General features: G+C 67.0%; 17 protein-coding genes. 7 read left to right on the top strand and 10 right to left on the bottom strand.

The window, feature by feature from the left end:
• Positions 1-47: 47 nt before the first annotated feature.
• The 5 genes from QPR87_RS14105 (at position 48) to QPR87_RS14125 (ending at position 4,427) form a co-directional block, all read left to right on the top strand.
• Positions 48-1,070, top strand: coding sequence for an ABC transporter substrate-binding protein (locus QPR87_RS14105; RefSeq protein ID WP_011751161.1), 1,023 nt, complete (start codon positions 48-50; stop codon positions 1,068-1,070).
• 36 nt (positions 1,071-1,106) lie between these two features.
• Positions 1,107-2,243 (top strand): ABC transporter ATP-binding protein, encoded by a 1,137-nt coding sequence (locus tag QPR87_RS14110; protein ID WP_199766651.1) that lies wholly within the window; start codon positions 1,107-1,109, stop codon positions 2,241-2,243.
• A 3-nt stretch (positions 2,244-2,246) separates the two neighbouring features.
• Entirely contained in the window at positions 2,247-3,107 is an 861-nt protein-coding gene (locus QPR87_RS14115; RefSeq protein WP_011751163.1) for an ABC transporter permease, read from the top strand.
• A complete protein-coding gene (locus QPR87_RS14120; protein ID WP_285049926.1) occupies positions 3,104-3,898 on the top strand; it encodes an ABC transporter permease in 795 nt (264 codons plus the stop codon). Before QPR87_RS14115 ends, QPR87_RS14120 begins: the two co-directional genes overlap by 4 nt.
• Positions 3,899-4,229: 331 nt before the next feature.
• A complete protein-coding gene (locus QPR87_RS14125) occupies positions 4,230-4,427 on the top strand; it encodes a DUF1127 domain-containing protein (protein ID WP_285049927.1) in 198 nt (65 codons plus the stop codon).
• 164 nt (positions 4,428-4,591) lie between these two features.
• Here QPR87_RS14125 and QPR87_RS14130 read toward each other — a convergent pair whose 3' ends face one another.
• The 5 genes from QPR87_RS14130 to QPR87_RS14150 form a co-directional block, all read right to left on the bottom strand.
• A complete protein-coding gene (locus QPR87_RS14130) occupies positions 4,592-5,218 on the bottom strand; it encodes a hypothetical protein (protein ID WP_285049928.1) in 627 nt (208 codons plus the stop codon).
• Positions 5,219-5,357: 139 nt separating this feature from the next.
• Positions 5,358-6,152 carry a DUF72 domain-containing protein gene (locus QPR87_RS14135; RefSeq protein WP_285049929.1) on the bottom strand — a complete coding sequence of 265 codons (795 nt, stop codon included), beginning with the start codon at positions 6,150-6,152 and terminating at the stop codon, positions 5,358-5,360.
• A gap of 292 nt (positions 6,153-6,444) precedes the next feature.
• Positions 6,445-8,499, bottom strand: a complete 2,055-nt coding sequence (locus QPR87_RS14140; RefSeq protein ID WP_285049930.1) for an oxidoreductase — start codon at positions 8,497-8,499, stop codon at positions 6,445-6,447.
• 151 nt (positions 8,500-8,650) lie between these two features.
• A complete protein-coding gene (locus QPR87_RS14145; RefSeq protein WP_285049931.1) occupies positions 8,651-9,610 on the bottom strand; it encodes a LysR family transcriptional regulator in 960 nt (319 codons plus the stop codon).
• A gap of 58 nt (positions 9,611-9,668) precedes the next feature.
• Complete coding sequence (locus QPR87_RS14150; RefSeq protein ID WP_285049932.1) at positions 9,669-10,733, bottom strand: AbrB family transcriptional regulator; 1,065 nt, start codon at positions 10,731-10,733, stop codon at positions 9,669-9,671.
• A 149-nt stretch (positions 10,734-10,882) separates the two neighbouring features.
• On the opposite strand from QPR87_RS14150, the gene QPR87_RS14155 reads away from it, so the two are divergent.
• Positions 10,883-11,761: an N-acetyltransferase gene (locus tag QPR87_RS14155; protein WP_285049933.1), complete on the top strand. Its 879-nt coding sequence runs from the start codon at positions 10,883-10,885 to the stop codon at positions 11,759-11,761.
• Between the two features lie 50 nt (positions 11,762-11,811).
• Here QPR87_RS14155 and QPR87_RS14160 read toward each other — a convergent pair whose 3' ends face one another.
• The gene (locus QPR87_RS14160) at positions 11,812-13,140 is read right to left on the bottom strand and encodes an NAD(P)/FAD-dependent oxidoreductase (RefSeq protein WP_285049934.1); all 1,329 of its coding nucleotides are present in this window, start codon (positions 13,138-13,140) and stop codon (positions 11,812-11,814) included.
• A 15-nt stretch (positions 13,141-13,155) separates the two neighbouring features.
• A complete protein-coding gene (locus QPR87_RS14165; RefSeq protein WP_104492930.1) occupies positions 13,156-14,475 on the bottom strand; it encodes an NAD(P)/FAD-dependent oxidoreductase in 1,320 nt (439 codons plus the stop codon).
• 236 nt (positions 14,476-14,711) lie between these two features.
• Between QPR87_RS14165 and QPR87_RS14170 the strand changes: the two genes are divergently transcribed.
• A complete protein-coding gene (locus QPR87_RS14170; protein WP_011751175.1) occupies positions 14,712-15,188 on the top strand; it encodes an Lrp/AsnC family transcriptional regulator in 477 nt (158 codons plus the stop codon).
• A gap of 18 nt (positions 15,189-15,206) precedes the next feature.
• On the opposite strand, the gene QPR87_RS14175 is transcribed toward QPR87_RS14170, so the two are convergent.
• Genes QPR87_RS14175 through QPR87_RS14185 form a run of 3 tightly spaced genes read right to left on the bottom strand, consistent with a single transcriptional unit; the run spans position 15,207 to position 18,663 of the window.
• Positions 15,207-16,868 (bottom strand): ABC transporter ATP-binding protein, encoded by a 1,662-nt coding sequence (locus QPR87_RS14175; RefSeq protein ID WP_011751176.1) that lies wholly within the window; start codon positions 16,866-16,868, stop codon positions 15,207-15,209.
• The gene (locus QPR87_RS14180) at positions 16,868-17,710 is read right to left on the bottom strand and encodes an ABC transporter permease (protein ID WP_011751177.1); all 843 of its coding nucleotides are present in this window, start codon (positions 17,708-17,710) and stop codon (positions 16,868-16,870) included. Before QPR87_RS14180 ends, QPR87_RS14175 begins: the two co-directional genes overlap by 1 nt.
• A complete protein-coding gene (locus QPR87_RS14185) occupies positions 17,710-18,663 on the bottom strand; it encodes an ABC transporter permease (protein WP_104492929.1) in 954 nt (317 codons plus the stop codon). Before QPR87_RS14185 ends, QPR87_RS14180 begins: the two co-directional genes overlap by 1 nt.
• Between the last annotated feature and the right edge of the window lie 50 nt (positions 18,664-18,713).

The raw sequence follows: 18,713 nt of genomic DNA on the forward strand, positions 1-18,713 counted from the left end.
GAGCGACGCTCCAGCCGCCCCTTCATCCCCAACAGGAGTCCCCCCCCATGAACACCAAGCTTCTTTTCGCCGGCCTCGCCCTTTCGGCCTCCTGGGCCGGCGCGGCCTCGGCCCAGGATTGCATGCTGCGCGTCACCACCTGGGGCGGCAGCTACCAGGCTACCTATGAATCCGTGGCCGAAGCCTTTGAAAAGGCCAACAACTGCCGCATCGAATGGGTCGTGGGCTCAAGCCCGGATCACCTGATCAAGGCCCGGCTTGGGCAGGTGGACGTCGTGACCAACACGCTGCTCAACTCCATCGCCGGCGAGAAAGAGGGGCTCTGGGCGCCGCTCGATCCCCAGAAAATCCCGAACATGGCCAATCTCTACGACAATGCCGTCTATTCGGATCATACGATCTTCGCCAATGTCGGCGATTACGTGCTGGCCTATAACACCGAGCAGATTTCCGAGCCGCCCACCAGTTGGGACGCGCTGTGGAATCCCGACTACAGAAGCGCGGCGGTGATCTATGGCATCGACCACATCCCGACGCTGAGCCTGACGGTGATGGAGGCCGAACAGAACGGCGGCGGCATCGACAATATCGAGCCGGGCCTGGACCGCATGGCCGAGCTGTTCAAGAGCGGCAACCTGATCGGGGCGCTGGATGTGGAAAGCCAGATGGTGTCGCTGTTCGAGACGGGCGATGCCTGGATCGGGATGCTGGCCACCGGGCGGATGCGCGACCTGCTGTCGAAGGGGGCGGAGAACATCGCCTTCGTGCGGCCCGAGGAGGGCACCTTCCCGCTGATCTCGACCATCAACATCCACAAGGACGCGACCGATCCCGACATGGCGGCGAAATTCGTGGACTACGTCCTCAGCCCCGAGGTCCAGGTGGCCTTTGCCACGCGCAACCTCTATGCGCCCACGGTGAAGAATGCCGAGGTGCCCGAGGACACCCCCTATCGCGACCTGCTGGTGATGGGCGACGCCTTCGAGCGCCTCTACCTGCCGGATCAGGAAAAGATCACCGCCAACAAGGCCGACTGGCAGCAGCAGCTGAACCAGAAGATCGGGCGCTGAGCGGTTCGATCCCCGTGGCGACCGGACCAGGTCGCCATGACCCGCAGGGCCGGCGACGGCCGCAAGAACCAGGATGAAATGCAGCCCATGTCCGATGATGCCATTCAAGTCCGGCGAGTCATGAAAAGCTACGGCACCATGCTGGCCGTGGACGATGTCTCGTTCAACGTCGCCGAGGGCGAGTTCGTCTCGCTCCTCGGCCCAAGCGGCTGCGGCAAGACCACCACGCTGCGCATGATCGCCGGTTTCACCGACACCTCGGGCGGTGCGATCCGCGTGCATGGCCGCGAGGTCACCCACCTGCCGCCCGAAAAGCGCGACCTGGGCTTCGTGTTCCAGAACTATGCGCTGTGGCCGCATATGACGGTCGCCGAGAACGTGGCCTTCGGGCTGAAGCTGCGCCGCAAGCCGCGGGATGTCATCCGCAACAAGATCGAAGAGGCGCTGTCCGTCACCGGCCTCTCGGGTTACGAGGACCGGCTGCCGCGCCAGCTTTCGGGCGGGCAGCAACAGCGGGTGGCGCTGGCTCGCGCGCTGGCGCTTGAGCCGCAGGTGCTGCTGATGGACGAGCCGCTGTCAAACCTCGACCGCGCGCTGCGGGTGGTCATGCGCCGGGAACTCAAGGAGTTGCAGGCGCGCATGAAGATGACCACGCTTTATGTGACCCATGACCAGGAAGAGGCGCTTTCGATGTCGAACCGGGTCGTGATCATGAACGGCGGCCGCGTCGAGCAGATCGCGGCGCCCTACGAGCTTTACGAAAATCCGGCCACGCGCTTCGTCGCGGATTTCGTGGGCATCACCAATTTCCTGGAAGGCACCGCCAGCGACATGGGCGGCGGCATGGTCGGGGTGCGGCTGCCCTCGGGCCAGGTGCTGCACGCCCAGGCGCGGGTGCCGGTCGCGCAAGGAGGCGCCGTGCGCGCATTGATCCGCCCCGAGCGGGTGACGATTTCCCCGGCCGAGCTTTCGGGGCCGAACGTGCTGGCCGGCCGGGTCGAGCTTTCGGAATATTTCGGCGCCGTGCTGCGCTATACCGTCCGGCTCGACAGCGGCGAGATCCTGCGCGCGGAAGTGCATAACTTCGACGAATTCATCGCCGGCGGCAGCAGGGTCTGGATCTGCACGCTGCCCGAACACCTGCGGGTGATCCCGCATGACCCGCGGGGCTGAGCGATGATCCGACGCCTGCTTCCCCCGCTTGCCCCCGCGCTGGTCGCGCTGCTGATCTTCGTCGCGCTGCCCATGTTCTGGGTGCTGCGCACCAGCTTCAACGAACTGGCCGACGGCGCCTATGTCGTCGAGGCGATGACGCTCGACAACTACGCCCGCTTCCTGGGCGATCCCTGGTATCTGGTAAACACGCTGTGGTTCTCGATCCGCATCGCGCTGGTGGCGACAGCGATCTCGGTCATATGCGGCTATCCAGTCGCGCTCTACATCGTGAAGACGACGGGATTGCAGCGCAACATCCTGATGGCGCTGGTCATGGCGCCGCTGCTGATCGGCCTGGTGACCCTGGTCTATGGCTGGATCGTGATCTTTCGCGGCGGCGGGCTGCTCAATTCGCTGATGATCGCGCTGCATGTCTATGACCGCCCGGTGCGCTACATGTGGGACATCAAGGGCGTGGTAATCCTGCTGGTCTATATCGGCGCGCCCTATGTGGTGCTGTCGCTGCTCGACAGCCTGGAACGCATCAGCCCCTACCTGGTCGAGGCCGCGCGCAATGTCGGCGCCAGCCGCTGGACCGCCTTCTGGAAGGTGGTCTTCCCGATGACCATGCCGGGGCTCTATGCCGGTCTCGTCATCGTCTTTTCGCTGAACTTCTCGGCCTTCGCGGTGCCGCTGATGATCGGCGACAGCAATACGCAGATGATCGGCCTGATCATCTATCGCGAGGCGCTGCTGAACAACGACCTGCCCTTTGCCTCGGCGCTGTCGGTGATCATGGTGGCGGTGAATGCGCTGATCCTTGTGGGCATGGCCGCGTTTTTCGGCCGTATCATCCTCAACCGGCTGGAGGCAAAGCGATGACGCGGCCTGATCTTGGCACGATTGCCCTGCGGTTCTTCACGCTGCTGATGATGGCCTTCCTGGTCTTCCCGATCGCGGTGACGCTGGTCGTGGCGGTCAACCCGCGCGAGTTCATCCTGCCGCCGAACGGCTTCACGCTGGACTGGTTCAAGGCAGCCTGGAGCTCCAAGACCTTCCTGCGCGGCATGGGCGTCAGCCTGGTGCTTGGCCTTGTCGCGGCCACCCTGGCGAATGCGCTGGCGCTGCCGGCGGCCATGGCGCTGGTGCGGAACGATTTCCGCGGCAAGGGCGCCGTCAACCTTGTCCTGATGTCGCCGCTGCTGATCCCGACCACCATCTTCAGCCTGGCGCTCTATATCTGGTTCGTGCGGGTGGGCTACGGCTCGGGCCTGGTGCCGCTGCTGGTGGGGCATACGATCCACGTCATGCCCTATGCGCTGCGCATCCTGACGGCCAGCCTGCACAATCTCGATCCCAGCTACGAAGAGGCTGCGCGCAACGTGGGCGCCGGGCGGACGCGCACGCTGTTCTCGATCACGCTGCCGGTTATCCGCACCGGGCTGATCTCCAGCTTCGCGCTGTGTTTCATCCTGTCCTGGAACGATTTCCCGATCTCGGTCTTCCTGGCGCCGCCGGGCTGGACGCCGCTTCCGGTCGAGCTCTTTTCCTACATCAAGTTCCAGTATGACGCGGTGGCCGCGGCGCTGGCCGGATCGCTTATCCTGCTGTCGGCGCTGGCCATGGTGATCATCGACCGGCTGGCGGGCCTGCGCCGCGTCCTGCGCTCCTGACCTGCGCAGCCCCAGAAGGGCGGCGATCACCGCATCCAGAAGCATCGCCTGGCGCTCGACGGCAAGCGCCCTGAACGGCATCCGCCGCGACTCCCGGCCCGTGCCGGGAGGGTGCCGTTCCCGGCGCCATGCCCAAAGAGCTTGCCGGAACGGACAGCCCGATCATCCTGCACCTGCCCGGTCCCGGCATGGGTGGATCCCGCTTTATGCTGCAGCGCGGAATGCATGGCTGGTTTGCCGGGATCGCGACTACTTTCCACCCGGTGCCCGGACTATATCCGCCTTGTCCGAAACATGCCCGCCGAATGGGCAAGATGAAAAAGGTGCCGAGATGTCCGCTGTCGAAATGAGCCATAGCCGTGTTGCTGCCGGTGGCCTGGGTCAGTTCTTTGCCCGCGTGACCGCGATGGTCACCGCCTGGAACGATGCCCGCATCACCCGCCGCGAGCTGAGCGCGCTGACGGATCGCGAACTGACCGATATCGGCCTGACCCGCGGCGATATCGAGCGCGTTGCCCGCGGCCTCTAAAGCCATCCTGATCGATGAACGGACCCCGTGGCGGTGGCTGCGGGGTTTTTTCATGCGCGGACGCCTGGAACCTCGGTGCCGGGGCGCAGGAGATAGGGCTTCATGCCGGTTCCTTCCCGGAATGCGAATGCCGAAGGGGGGCGGTCCAAACCGGCAACGCCCCCCTACCAGTCGGCGCCGCAGTCGCACTCTTTCGGCGGCTGCCAGTCCGCCGAAAGCCGAACCCCGGCCAGGGGCTTTTCCAGCATCGCCCATGTCGGTAGGCCCAGCAGGAAGGCCGGCATCACATCCTGACCGGCGATGCCGTTCTCAGTGCTCAGCTTCAGGTGCATCACCCCCTTGGGATGCGGCAAGGTGTCCACCATCGCCGCCATGGCCGCGCGGCTGTCCTGCGTCACCAGGTAATCGGGCATGCCGCCGATCTGTTCGGCAAGCCATGCCCTGGCATTGCCGACCGCCACCTCCGGCGTGTCGCCGAATTGCGGCTGGATCGCGCTCAGCCACAGCATCGCCATGCCCTCGAACAGGCCGGCATTGCGCAGCCTGAGGTCCAGATCCGTCAGCCGGAACTGCATCACCTTGTCCAGTTGCGGCGGTTGCGTCATCAGGGCCGCCAGGTCGAAATTCTCGACCGTGCCGCTCAGGGCCAGGCGGTTGCCGCCGGTCTGCGCCACATCCAGGCTGGTCAGGACCAGCCGTTTCGCCGCCGGATCGATGGCATAGTCGAGATGCAGGTCGGCGCTGCTCAGTTCGGCGGTCAGCCGCATCCCGGCAGCCAGCAAAGCTTTCATGATCGTCCCGTCCGGTTGTCGTTTTCAGGGTGTTAGCCGGGCTGGCCGGGGCCGGCAACGATAGGCGACAGTTTCCGGCAAGGGGACGGAAGGCGTGGCGACGGTTCGCCCAAGCGCGTGATGCGGTGTTGCAGCGCCCTCAGCCCAGCCGTTCGATCAGCGCCATGGCCGCATGCGGATTCCTGACCTTGTGGCCGCTGATGACGTAAAGATAGACATCGCGCGGCCCCGACCCGGCGGCGTTTCCGACATGGTCCAGCCCCTCGGGCGCACCGCCCGCAGCCCAGGTCCGGGCCCGTTGCGCCCAGAGGTCCAGCATCTCGGGGCTGTAGCCCAGGGCTTCGTCCTCGGCCGTGCCCATGATGCGCGCATAGACGAAATCGGCGGTCGGATCGGCGATCTGGGGAAACTCTCCGTCCGCCGACAGCACCGCCGCCACATGATGGGCGCGGATCAGCTCGATGAATTCGGGCACGCGGAAGCTGTCATGCCGGACCTCGACCACATGGCGAAGCGCGCGGCCCTCATGCGACGGCGGCAAGAGCTTCAGGAAAGCCTCGAAATCGACCGGGTCGAATTTCTTCGTCGCCATGAACTGCCAATTGATCGGACCAAGCTTGTCGCCAAGCAAGGTCACGCCGCTGTTCAGGAACCGCTCAACGGTCTCGCCCGCATCGGCCAGCACCTTGCGGTTGGTGGCATAACGCGGAGCCTTCAGCGAGAAGACGAACCCTTCGGGCGTCTCGTCATGCCATTTCTGAAAGCTCTCGGGCTTCTGGCTGCCGTAATAGGTGCCGTTCACCTCGATCGAGCTGAGCTGGCGGCTGGCATATTCCAGCTCCCGCTTCTGGGCGAGTTTTTCGGGATAGAAGCTGCCCCGCCAGGGCTCATAGGTCCAGCCGCCGATACCGATGCGGATCTTTCCGGTCGCCATGAAGATGTGCCTCGCTTTCTGCCTGACCCATGAATGGCGCAGCGGGACAGGGTGGTCACTCCGTTCCTTGCTCTGCTACCCCCACCAGGAGCGGTCCCCGACATGCCAGCGCCGCGAACCGCCTTGCCCTCAGGATGCCATGTTTCCGTCGGATCGCCATACCCAAGCAGTCACCTTTCCGCGCGATCCAGACAGGGATTGGGCAAGCGCCAGACCCCTGCCTGCAAAGCCACGCGCGGCGGGCCGTCCTCACGCAAGACGGCCCGCGTGAAGGCAGGCTGCGCTGGTATTTTCAGATCCGCACGCAAATCCGATAGGCGTCGTAGATGGCCGAATGGATGTCTCTGCTTGCGACCGAATCGCCGATGCGGTGCAGGACAGGGCCGTTGCCGGCCGGGCCGGTCATATCGGGCCTGTCATCCGCAGCGATCATATCGGCAATATCGGTCACCCCCAGATTCGCGGCCCGGTCACGCAGCTCATGATAAAGGTCGTCCACAGGGATCGTGCCGCTCTCTATGACCACTTGCGCCGCGCCGATCTCGCAGGCGCGATCCGTCAGCTCGTGGCGGAACTGCGCAAGCAGCCTGTCGCCCCGGCGCTCGACGCCGACAAGCCTGGCCTCGACCATGACGCCGATCCCAAGCTCTGAGACGCGTTTGCGAAAGCCGGTCCGGTCCTGATAGGGCATTTCCAGCGCCAGCGCCTCGTCCGGGGTGGCGATGGTCACCGACTTGCCTTTTCGCGCCAGGTCGAGCGCGCAGGACAGGGCCGCCGCCCGGCCGGTGCCGTCATAGATCAGGACGTCCTCGCGGGGGGCGGCGGCGCCCGTCAGGATGTCCCAGACCGTATCGCAAAGGCCGCCGCCCCGAAGCCAGTCCATGTCGGGGACGCCGCCGGTCGCCGCAATCACCACATCCGGCCCCTCGGCCAGCACGGCCGCGGCGTCCGCATAGGTGTTCATGCGCAGCTCGACCCCCAGCCGCGCCAGCTCCGCCTCGCGCCATTGGACGATCCCCAGCAGGTCGCGGCGTTCCGGTGCCGCAGCCGCGACCAGGACCTGCCCGCCCAGCCTGGGCGCGGCCTCGAACAGCGTGACCCGATGGCCGCGTTCGGCGCAGATGCGGGCCGCCTCCAGCCCGCCCGGCCCGCCGCCGATCACCACGACCTTCTTGCGGGCGGGCGCCTTGTCGATCCTGTGGCTCAGCATCGTCTCGCGCCCGCTGGCCGGGTTATGGATGCAGTTGACCTTCTTGTAGAGGCAATAGGAGGCCCCGACGCAGGGACGGATGCGCGCCTCTTCGCCCCGCACGATCTTGTTCACCAGATCCGGGTCGGCGATATGGGCGCGCGTCATGCCCACCAGGTCGACGATATTCTCGCGGAGCGCATGGCGGGCGGTGGCAACGTCGCGGATGCCGGCGGCATGCATGACGGGCAGCCGGACCTCGCGCCGAAAGGCGGCGACCTGGGGTAGGAAAGGCGCGCTGCGCTGGAACAGGCCAGGCATGTTGTGTTCGGACAGCACGAGGTCGTTGTCCATGCGGCCGTAAATGCAGTTGAAGAAATCGACATGGCCCTCGCGCTCGAAAAGCTGCGCCAGTGCCACGGCGTCGTCGAAGCCCAGCCCGTCCTCCACCCCCTCGTCGATGACGAAGCGGATGCCGACGATGGCCTTGTCGCCCACCGCCTTGCGGATCGCCTCATGCACCATCAGCCCGAAACGCGCGCGGTTTTCCAGCGAACCGCCAAAGGCATCCGTTCGCTTGTTGGTGCGCGGCGACAGGAACTGGCCGATCAGGTGACCGCCGGTCAGCGTCTCGATCCCGTCCATGCCGCCCGCGAAATAGCGGCGGGCCGCCTGGGCATAGTCGCCGATGATGCGGGCGATGTCGGCGGCGTCCATTTCCTTCGGAAAGGCGCGTCCGCGGGATTCGCGCACCCGCGAGGGCGCCAGCACGGGCAGCCAGTTGCCGCCGAACGCCGTCGCGCGCCGCCCCAGATGCGACAGCTGGCCCATGACCGCCGCGCCGCGGCCGTGAATGCGTTCGGAAAGCTGCTGGAGATGGGGGATGATCCGGTCGCTTGTCAGGTCCAGCTGCCCGCCGCCCCAGCTTGAATCGGACGAGGTCATGGCCGATCCGCCGATCATCGTCATGGCCAGCCCGCCGCGCGCCTTTTCCTCATGATAGCGCTGGTAGCGTTCCAGCGGCAGGCCGCCCGCGTCCAGCATCGAGGCATGGCTGGTGCTGATGACGCGGTTCCGCAGCACGAGATGCTTCAGACGGAACGGCTGCAAGAGCGGATCGGACGCGCTTGGCTGGCGGCGGGCTTCTGTCCCGGACACGGGGGTTCCTCCTGTCGGCTGATGGGGCTTGCCGGGACATCCCGGCATGACGGCCCGCCATCAGCATCGGCGATCCCCGCCAGCGCCGGAAGGTCGAATAAACGCAGGGGGGTATTCGTCCTGCGTATGGGGTTGCCCAACTCCGCCCCGATCAGCCGGGCGGAGCCTTGGGAAAATCGGGCAGGATCTGCGCAAGCGCGGCCAGGCTTCGGCCCATCTCGGCGGTCATCCAGGCCCTGATCTCATCGACGACGGGCGAGGCCGGGCGCCCCTTGGGGCGGACCAGCTGGTGCTGCTTGCCGGTGCGGATCACGCAATCCGAGGCAGAGACCAGAACCCCCCGGACCAGCGCATCGGCGATCACGCTGACCCAGCCAAGCGCGATGCCTTCGCCGTTCATCGCGGCTTGCAGGATGACCGCGTAATCGGAAAACTCCAGCCAGCTTCCCCCGCCCGCCGCGCGGTCGGAAACCCCGCCCCAGACCCGGCCCCATGCCGCCATGTCGTGGTCGGTCAGATGCAGGAAGACATGGCCCCGGCCGTCCCCGTCATGATCCAGCCGGCCGTGGCGGCGCAGATAGGCGGGGCTGCAGACCGGCAGGATGATCTCGGGGGCGAAATCCCATGCCGGGCAGTCCAAACCCTGGTCGGGCAGGATCCGCGTCGCCAGGTCGACATTGTCGGGAATGCCGCGCAAGACGCCGGCGGCCAGGTCGAAACGCAGGTCCACGCCGGGAAAGCTGGCCTGGAATGCCGCCAGCCGCGGCACCAGCCAATGCATCGCGAAGGAACTGGACAGCGACAGGGTGACGACGGGGCGCGCGGTTTTCCTGCGCTCTTGCAGCGAGCGGATGACGGCGCCGATCCGCTCGAGGCTGCCATGGACGACGGCATGCAACTCGCGCCCCTCGGGCGTCAGTGCAAGCCCGGCGGGGCCCCGCTCGAACAGGGCCATGCCAAGGCTGTCCTCAAGCTGCGCGATGCTGCGACTGACCGAGGGCTGGGTCAGGTTGAACTCGCGCGCCGCAGCGGTAAAGCTGCCGGTGCGCGCCGCGGCCTCGAAGACCAGCAGCTTGCGGCCCGACGGGATCAGTCTGGAAAACGAAGCCATACGCCAAGCGTATAGGAGAAGGGCGGCATTTCAAGGCCCGGTCGGGATCGGGCGGGGCTTACATCCTGCCGCGTCTTTGCCGTTGCAGCATCCGCGCCAGCCCGGTGGCGATCAGCGGGCCGAAGATCACCACGGCGAACAGCCGGACGGTCTGCAACGTCATGACGAAGGCAACGTCGGCGCCCGTCCCGATGGCAAGGATGGCGATCGAGTCGATGCTGCCCGGCACGGTGGCCAGCATGCCGCTCATCAGGCTGACGCCGGCGATCCAGGACAAGGCCACCCCGGTCACGCCGCAAAGCAGGATCAGCAGCAGGCAGGCGGCGGCCAGCCCGGGCAGGGCCGAAACGCCCCGCCGCAAGAGCTCGGGCGTGAAGCGCAGCCCGACCTGCAATCCGATGGCAAGGAACGCCAGCGACACCAGCCAGCCCGGCATGGACAGGTCGAACCCGCTCAGCGTCAGCGCGGTTGCAAGGCTCAGCGGCACCAGCGAAGCCGCGGCGGGAATGACCGGCAGCCAGCGCGCCACCGCCGTGCCGACCACGCAAAGCAGCACCGCCGTCGCGGTCGATTGCAGGGTGGCGCCGGCGCCGCTGCCGGTATGGGGCATGGCCGGGCCGCTGACGATCATCGCCACCACGACCATGGCCGCGATGACCAGCATCAGCCGCAGGATCTGGATCAGCGCGATCATCCGGCTGTCCAGCCCACGCTCATGCGCGACGGCGATGACGGTACTCATCATGCCGGGCAGGAACCCCCACAGCGTGGCCTCGCGGTCCAGACCCGTCCAGTCCGAGGCGACAAGCCCGGTCAGGCAGGCCACGGCAAAGGTCAGGGCCACGAAAACCAGCGCGACCGGCCAGATGGCGATGGTCTGGCTCAACGCGGCGGCGTCAAGGTTCAGCGCAATCAGGCAGCCGGCGACGCCCTGCCCCATCTGGCCGACGCCGGCGGCGACGCGCAGGTTGCCACCCATGAGCGCCATGCCCACGCCCGCGATCATCGGCCCGACCATGGCCGCGGCGGGCAGGTGCAGCGCACCCAGAACGCCCCCAAGCAACAGCCCGGCAGAGACGACGACCAGCCATCTGAGGCCAAGAGGCCACCGCGTCAGTCCCATCCGAAGGCTCCTTTCCCAAGGGCGGGATCCGTCCCCGCATCGCCGCTGCCCGTCCGGAAGGCAGTTCCTGCCAACCGGACAAGGCAATGAAGTAGAAAATTTTCCAGGGCGCACGGTAAGATAAGCCGCAAGCAAGAGCAGGTGATCGCATGCAGGCCAATCCCACCAAGACGGTCGAGACCTTTGCGCTGGTCGCACAACCCATGACCAGGGCCGATATTCCCCGGCTGCACGAGCTTTCGGTCGGCGTCGGCTGGATGCACCGCCCCGAGGATTGGGAGGCGGTGCTTGGCCTGGGCAAGGGGCTTTTCGTCGTGGACGAGATCGGCCGTGCCGTCGCCTCGGCCATGTGGTTCCCGATGGGGGACGAACTCGCCTCGATCGGCATGGTCATCACGGCGCCACGGTTGCAGGAATACGGCACCGGCCGCTGGCTGATGGAACAGATCCTGGGCCAGACCACGGGGCGCGACCTCATGCTCAGCGCCACGCATGCGGCCTACAAGCTTTACTGTTCGCTGGGCCTGCAGCCGGGTCCGACGATCTTTCAGCACAACGGCTTCGTGACCGATACGCCGCCCGGAACCGCGCCGCCGGAGGCCGAGGTGCGCCCGCTGCACCCCGAGGACGAGGCCGCGATCCGCGCGCTGGATGCCCGCGCCTTCACCGCCCAGCGGCAAGCCGTCCTCGACCATCTGCTGTCCGTCGGCCAGGGAACCGTCCTGCTGCGTCAGGGCCACATCGCCGGCTTCGCCTTTTGCCGCCGCTTCGGACGCGGCCATGTCATCGGCCCGGTCGTCGCCGATACCGAGGCCGAGGCCATCGCGCTGATCTCGCCCCATATCCGCGCCCATGCCGGAGGCTTCGTGCGGATGGATACGCGCCAGGCCGAAGGGCCGCTGCGCGACCACCTGACCGCCTGCGGGATGAAGCTGCACGAGACGGCGACCTCGATGTCCAGGGGCGCCAAGCGGTTCCAGCAGCAAACCCCGCGCATCTTCGGCCTGTTCAGCCAGGCGCTGGGATAGCCGCACCCGATGCGGGCGGGCCGCCGGCAGACGCATGCCGGCCCCGGCGGTCACATCATCCCCATTTCGCCAAGGTCGCTGCCGTCGATCATCCGCCCATGCCGGAACGGCGCGGGATCGACCGAAGGCGTCACGCCACGGATCAGCTCGGCGGCGAGCCGCCCCGCGGCGGGGCCGATGCCGAACCCATGCCCGCTATGGCCGGCCGAGACGAACAGCCCAGGCCGCGACGCAACCGGCCCGATCACCGCGATGGCGTCGGGCGTGCAATCGACCATGCCGCCCCATGAATGCGCCACCTGCGCGCCCGCAAGCGCAGGAAAGGTCCTGGCCAGGTCGGCCAGCCCGCGTTTCAGCAGCCGCGGCTCGGGCCTCGGGTCGAGGATCCTGGCCCGCTCGAAGGGCGAGGGACCGGCGGCGTTCCAGCGTTGCAGCGAATCCGGCCCGGTGAAGAAGCTGCTGCCGATGGCATAGCTGAGCTTGGCGCGGCGCTTCACGAAGGTCTTCCAGAACGGCCGCATCTGCATGATCCCGCGCGGCGAGACATGCAGCCGACCGAAGCCCGAGGTGCCGACCGTATAGCCGCCGTCCAGCCGGCGCCGGATGGTGATGTCCTGCGCCGAAAAGCCGCCTGCCGTGATCTCGGGCATCGGGCCGGTCGCAAACGAGGTGGACTGGATCGAGGCTTGCAGGAAAGGCACTCCATGGTGACGCAGCAGCATCCCGGCCCATGCGCCCCCTGCGACCAGCACCGCATCGCAGCCGATCCGCCCGCGCTCGGTCAGCACGCCGCTGACCCGGCCGGCCGAGAACTCGATCTCGCGCACCGCGCAGGACTGGTGAACGGTCGCGCCATGGCTCCGCGCGGCCTCGGCCATCAGCGGAGCGGCCAGCGCCGGCTCAGCACGGCCGTCGGTCGGCGAATGCACCCCGCCCCGCCAGCGCGGCGCAGCGCCGGGGACCATCCCGGCAACCTCGGCGCCCGAGATCATCCGGGTATCGACGCCATAGCCGCGCGCCATCCGGCCCCATTCCTCCCATTGCGCCAGTTCGGCCTCGTCATTGCTGGCATAGACCAGCCCGGCGCGGCGAAAGCCGGTATCGCCGCCCAGATCATGCGACAGGGTTTCCCACATCCGCAGCGCCAGCATCGCCAGCGGCAATTCGCGCTCGTCGCGGTTCTGCTGGCGGCACCAGCCCCAGTTGCGGCAGGACTGCTCGGCCCCGATCCGGCCCTTTTCCAGCAGCGCGACCCGCAGGCCGGCCCGTGCCAGTTCCCAGGCGGTCGAGGCGCCGGCGATGCCGCCCCCGACGATCGCCACATCGACGCGGGCGGGCAGTTGCGCATCCGATGGCACGGCACGGACGGGAGGAGTCATGGGTCTGCTTTCCGTTCAGAAATCCGAAACCTTGCCCCAGCTTCCCTGTCGGAAGCGCGAGGGGTGGTAGGGCGCGGGATCAAGGATGGGCGTGGCGCCGGTCACCATGTCGGCGATCATATGGCCCGCACCGGGACCGATGCCGAAACCGTGGCCGCTGAAGCCCGCGGCCAGAATCAGGCCCGGCACCTCGGTTTCGCCGATGGCCGGAACACCGTCGGGGGTCGAATCGATATAGCCCGCCCATTGCGCCGTCACCGGAATATCCGCAAGCCCCGGCAGCAGCACGCGGGCACGGGCCAGCGTCTCGCGGATCATCGCGGCGTCGGGCCTGGGGTCCAGGATACGCATCCGCTCCATCGGGGTCGGGCGGTCCAGCCGCCAGCGGGCCAGCGTCTCGTGGCCCGAGCGCCAGCCCTCTGCCCCGCCTGGACGCAGCACGCGCCAGCGCCGGGCGAACATCGGCAGGAAATGCCTGGCAAAGCGCAATTGCTGCGGCGTCGGATCGACGCGCGCATAGCCCGAGACCGCCAGCGTATAGCCGCCATCGCCCCGCCGGGTGACCGAGACGCGGGCGGTATGCAGCGCGTCCGGCCCCTCGACCCCCGGCCCCACGGCAAGGATCGAGGACCGCACCGCCGCTTGCGGGAACGCCACCCCGTATTGCCGGCAGAAGGACGAGGCCCAGGCCCCGCCGGCCAGGATCACGATCCGGGTGCGGATCACGCCCTTTTCGGTGACGACGCCCGCGACCCGGCCTGCCTCGAGCTCCAGCCCGCGCGCGGCGCAGGACTGATGGACCGAGCCGCCGAATTTCTGAACCCCGCGCGCGATGACGGGGGCCGCGCGTTCCGGGTCGGCAATGCCGTCGCTGGGCGAGAACACGCCGCCCTTCCACGCCTTGCCCGTGGCGCGGCCGCGCCCGGCGGCCTCGGCGGGCGTCAGCATATGGGTCACGACCCCTTGCCCGCGCGCGAAATCGCGCCAGCGCGCCCAGCCCGCGATCTCGGCCTCGTCGTCGGAAAGATACAGCAGCCCGCAGCGGCGGAACCCCACGCTTTCGCCGATATCGGCGGCCAGCGCGTCCCACAGGTCCAGGCTTTTCGTCGCCATCGGCAATTCGCGCGCATCGCGGTTCTGCTGGCGGCACCAGCCCCAGTTGCGGCTGGACTGCTCGGCCCCGATCCGGCCCTTTTCGACCAGCGCCACCCGGACGCCGCGACGGGCCAGATAATAGGCGGTGCAGGTGCCGACGATCCCGCCGCCGATGACGACCGCGTCGGCTTCCGGGGGCAGGCTGTCAGGGGTTCGGATATGCAGCAATGGCGCGGGCATGCCAGTCTCCTTTCAGCACAGATTACCGGCGGGGCGGGATGAATTCTGCCGCAGTTGCCGGAATTGCAGCATTTCCTTTTGCACGAAAACCATCCGGCAGCGCCTTATGCCACAAGATATATTCGCGACACGCCACGGGTCTACCTCGTGCTTTCGATTGAGATGGCGGCAGTTTCTGCTAGTCTGCGCAACGACTCGGAGTCCCGGTCGCGGGACATGGCGCAGACAGGTGTCCGGTGAAGCTCGACCGCATAGATATTCGCATCCTGCACGAATTGCAGAAAAACGGCCGCATCACCAACGTCGAGTTGGCCGAACTGGTTCACCTGTCCCCCAGCCCCTGCCTGATGCGCGTCAAGAAGCTGCAGAAATCCGGCTATATCACCGGCTATTCCGCCCAGATCGACATCGCCAAGCTGGGCCCGACCCTGACCGTATTCACCGAGATCACGCTGAAGAACCACCGCCAGATCGACTTTTCCCGCTTTCAGCAGGCCATCGAGAAGATCGAGGAAGCCATCGAATGCCACCTGATCTCGGGCGGCTACGACTACCTGGTGAAATTCGTCACCGCCGGGATCTCGGACTACCAGTCGATCATGGAGCGGCTGATCGACGCCGAGGTCGGCATCGACAAGTATTTCAGCTTCGTCGTCATCAAGACGCCCTTCGCCAAGTCCCACCTGCCGCTCAGGACGCTGTTCGACGTCTAGGGACCGGCCGGGCATGGCTCAGCGCCGCGCAAGGGCGGCGCTGAATTCGGGGTCGCGCGACAGCCCGTCCAGCCAGCCGGTATCCAGCTTGGGAACCGAGGCGAACAGCAGCCGGGAATAGGCATGCTGCGCACCGCCATGGATGCGGTCGGCGGGCAGGTGCTCGACCTTCTCGCCGGCGAACATGACCATCACCTCGTCGCAGATCGCCTGGACCGTGGACAGGTCGTGGCTGATGAAGACATAGGACAGGTCCAGCTCGCGCTGCAATTCCTTCAGCAATTCGATCACGGCGGCGGCCACGACCGTGTCCAGCGCCGAGGTGATCTCGTCGCACAGGATCACCTCGGGGTTGGCGGCAAGCGCGCGGGCCAGGTTGACGCGCTGCTTCTGGCCGCCCGACAGCTCGCCCGGCAGGCGGTGGCGCATGGCGGCGGGCAGGCGCACCATGTCCAGCAGCTCGACGATCCGCGCCTCGCGGGCGGCGCCCTTCATGCCGTGATAGAAGCTCAGCGGCCGGCCCAGGATATCGCCGACCGGCCGCGCGGGGTTGAGCGCGGTATCGGCAAGCTGGAACACGATCTGCAAGCGGCGCAATTCGTCCTTGCTGCGCTGCCGCGCATCGCCGGCCAGCACCTTTCCGCCCAGCAGGATCGAACCCGAGGACGGCGGCAACAGCCCGGCGATCGCCCGCGCCAGCGTGGATTTCCCGCTGCCGGATTCGCCGATCACGCCCAGGTTGCGGCCTTTTTCCAGCGCGCAGCCGACATCGCGCAAGGCCAGCTTGTGGGGCACGCCGCTGGCATCCACCGGACCATAACCGGCGGTGACGCCGACGACCTCCAGCGCCGGCACGGGCGCCGCCTGGGGCGCCGGTGCCACCGCGGCATGCGGCACGGGATGGAAGGCCGCCAGCAATTCGCGGGTATAGGGGTGCTGGGCATCGTGCAGGATCTGCTGGGTCGTGCCCACCTCCTGCACCTCGCCGCCGCGCAGCACGACGATGCGGTCGGCGATCTGGGCGACCACCGCCAGGTCGTGGCTGACATAGACCCCGGCCATGCCCCCCGCCGTCATCACAGATTTGAAGGCGCGCAGAACCTCGATCTGGGTGGTCACGTCCAGCGCGGTGGTCGGCTCGTCGAAGATCACCAGCTTGGGACCGCCGATCAGCGCCATCGCCGCCGAAAGCCGCTGCAATTGCCCGCCCGAGACCTGATGCGGATACCGCTGGCCGATGGTTTCGGGATCGGGCAGCGCCAGGGCGCGGAACAGTTCGACCGCCTTGGCGCGGGCCTGGTCCATCGGCATCAGCTTGTGGATGCGCGCCACCTCGACCACCTGGTCCAGCAGCCGCTTGCAGGGGTTGAAGGCGGCGGCGGCGCTTTGCGGGACATAGGCCACCTCGGTGCCGCGCATCGCAGCGCGCTGGCGCTCGGACAGCTGCACCATGTCCTTGCCGTCCACCACCACCGCGCCGGACTGGACATAGCAGCCGGGCCGGCAATGCCCCATCAGCGTCATGGCGATGGTGGTCTTGCCCGAGCCGGACTCGCCGATCAGCGCGACGATCTCGCCCTCGGCGATGTCGAAGCTGACGCCCTTGATGATGTCGATGTCGCGGCCGGAATCGGTCACGGCACCCAGTTTCAGATCGCGGATTTCAACAAAACTGGCCATCATTCGCTCCGGTCGCGGATTCGCACGGGAAGGTTGTCGATCAGCAGGTTGACGGCGATCGTCAACGTCGCGATGGCGATCGAGGGCATGATGACCGCCGGCGCGCCAAAGGACAGGCCGCCGATATTCTCGCGCACCAGCGAGCCCCAGTCGGCATTGGGCGGCTGCACGCCCAGCCCCAGGAAGGACAGACCCGAGAGCAGCAGCACGATGAAGACGAAGCGCAGCCCCATGTCGGTCAGCACCGGGCCAAGGATGTTCGGCAGCACCTCTTGCGTGATCAGGTAGGGCGTGCGCTCGCCCCGGGCCCGCGCGACGGTGACGAAATCCATCGTGCTGATGTTCACCGCCAGCGCCCGGGCGAAACGATAGGCGCCGGGGGTATAGATCACCGCCAGCACCCCGATCAGCACCGGGATGGACGAGCCGATCCCGGCGACGACGACCAGCCCGAACAGCTTGGACGGGATCGAGTTCAGCGCATCGAGGAACCGGCTGAGGCAGGTGTCCAGCCAGCCGCCGATCACCGCCGCCATCATGCCCAGCACCACGCCCAGAAAGCACGAGATCAGCACCGCCGCCACCGAAATCCCGACGGTATAGCGCGCGCCCATCAGGATGCGCGACAGCATGTCTCGTCCCAGATAGTCGGTTCCAAGCCAGTATTGCCCGGACATCGGGCCGAAATAGTCGAAATCGACGATCTCGCCCGGCGGATAGGGTGTGAACTGCCCGCCGAAAAGCGCGATGAAGAGCCAGAACAGGATCACGGCCGAGGCGACCAGTCCGACGGCATTGACGCGATAGCCCAGCAGGCCGCGGGAAAGGGATGAACTGGCCATTACTTGCGCAACCTCGGGTTCGAGACGATGGCGATGACATCGGCGATGGTGATGAGGATCAGGTAGCCAAGGCAGAAGATCATCGCGCAGGTCTGGATCAGCGGCAGGTCGCGGGTAGAGACCGCATCGACCATCAGCTTGGCGATGCCGGGATAGTTGAACACGGTCTCGACGATGATGACGCCCCCCAGCAGATAGGACAGCGACAGCGCGACCGCGTTCACGATGGGGCCGATGGCATTGGGCAGCGCGTGGCGCAGCACGATGCGCGGCTTCGAGGCGCCCTTCAGCAGCGCCATCTCGGCATAGGGCATCTTCAGCGTCTCGACCACGGCGGCGCGGGTCATGCGGATCATCTGGGCCGAGATCACGAAGCTCAGCGTGATGACCGGCATGGCATAGGCCTTCAGCAGGCCCATCAGCGTGGTGGTGTCGCCGGTGAAGGACAGGGCGGGCAGCCAGTGCAGCCAGACCGCGAAGACCAGAACCGCCAGGGTGGCGATCATGAACTCGGGCACCGAGATGACGCCGACGACCAGCGTGTTCACCGCCCGGTCGTAGAGGCTGCCGCGATACATCGCCGTGGTGATGCCCAGGAACAACGCCACCGGAACCGCGAACATCGAGGTCACCGCCGCCAGTTTCAGCGTATTGGCCAGCCGGCCGCCGATCAGGTCGGCGACGGGCATGTTGTTGGCATAGGACTTGCCCAGATCGCCTTGCAGCAGCCCGCCCAGCCAGCGCAGGAAGCGCAGGATGGCGGGATCGTTCAGGTGCATGGCCTCGCGCAGGCCGGCGACGGCCTCGGGAGTCGCCGCCTGCCCCAGCAGGATCTGCGCGATGTCGCCGGGCAACATCTCGGTCGCGGCGAAAACGATGAAGCTCACGATGACAAGCGTGATGACGGCGACGCCGAGGCGGCCCAGCACCAGTGAGACGACCTGTGGATTCATGTCAGGTCTCCGCAATCGGGTGAAGGCCCGCGAGGGTATCGCGGGCCGTT

It is taken from the genome of Paracoccus sp. SSJ (genome assembly GCF_030234105.1).
Taxonomy (GTDB): Bacteria; Pseudomonadota; Alphaproteobacteria; order Rhodobacterales; family Rhodobacteraceae; genus Paracoccus; species Paracoccus denitrificans.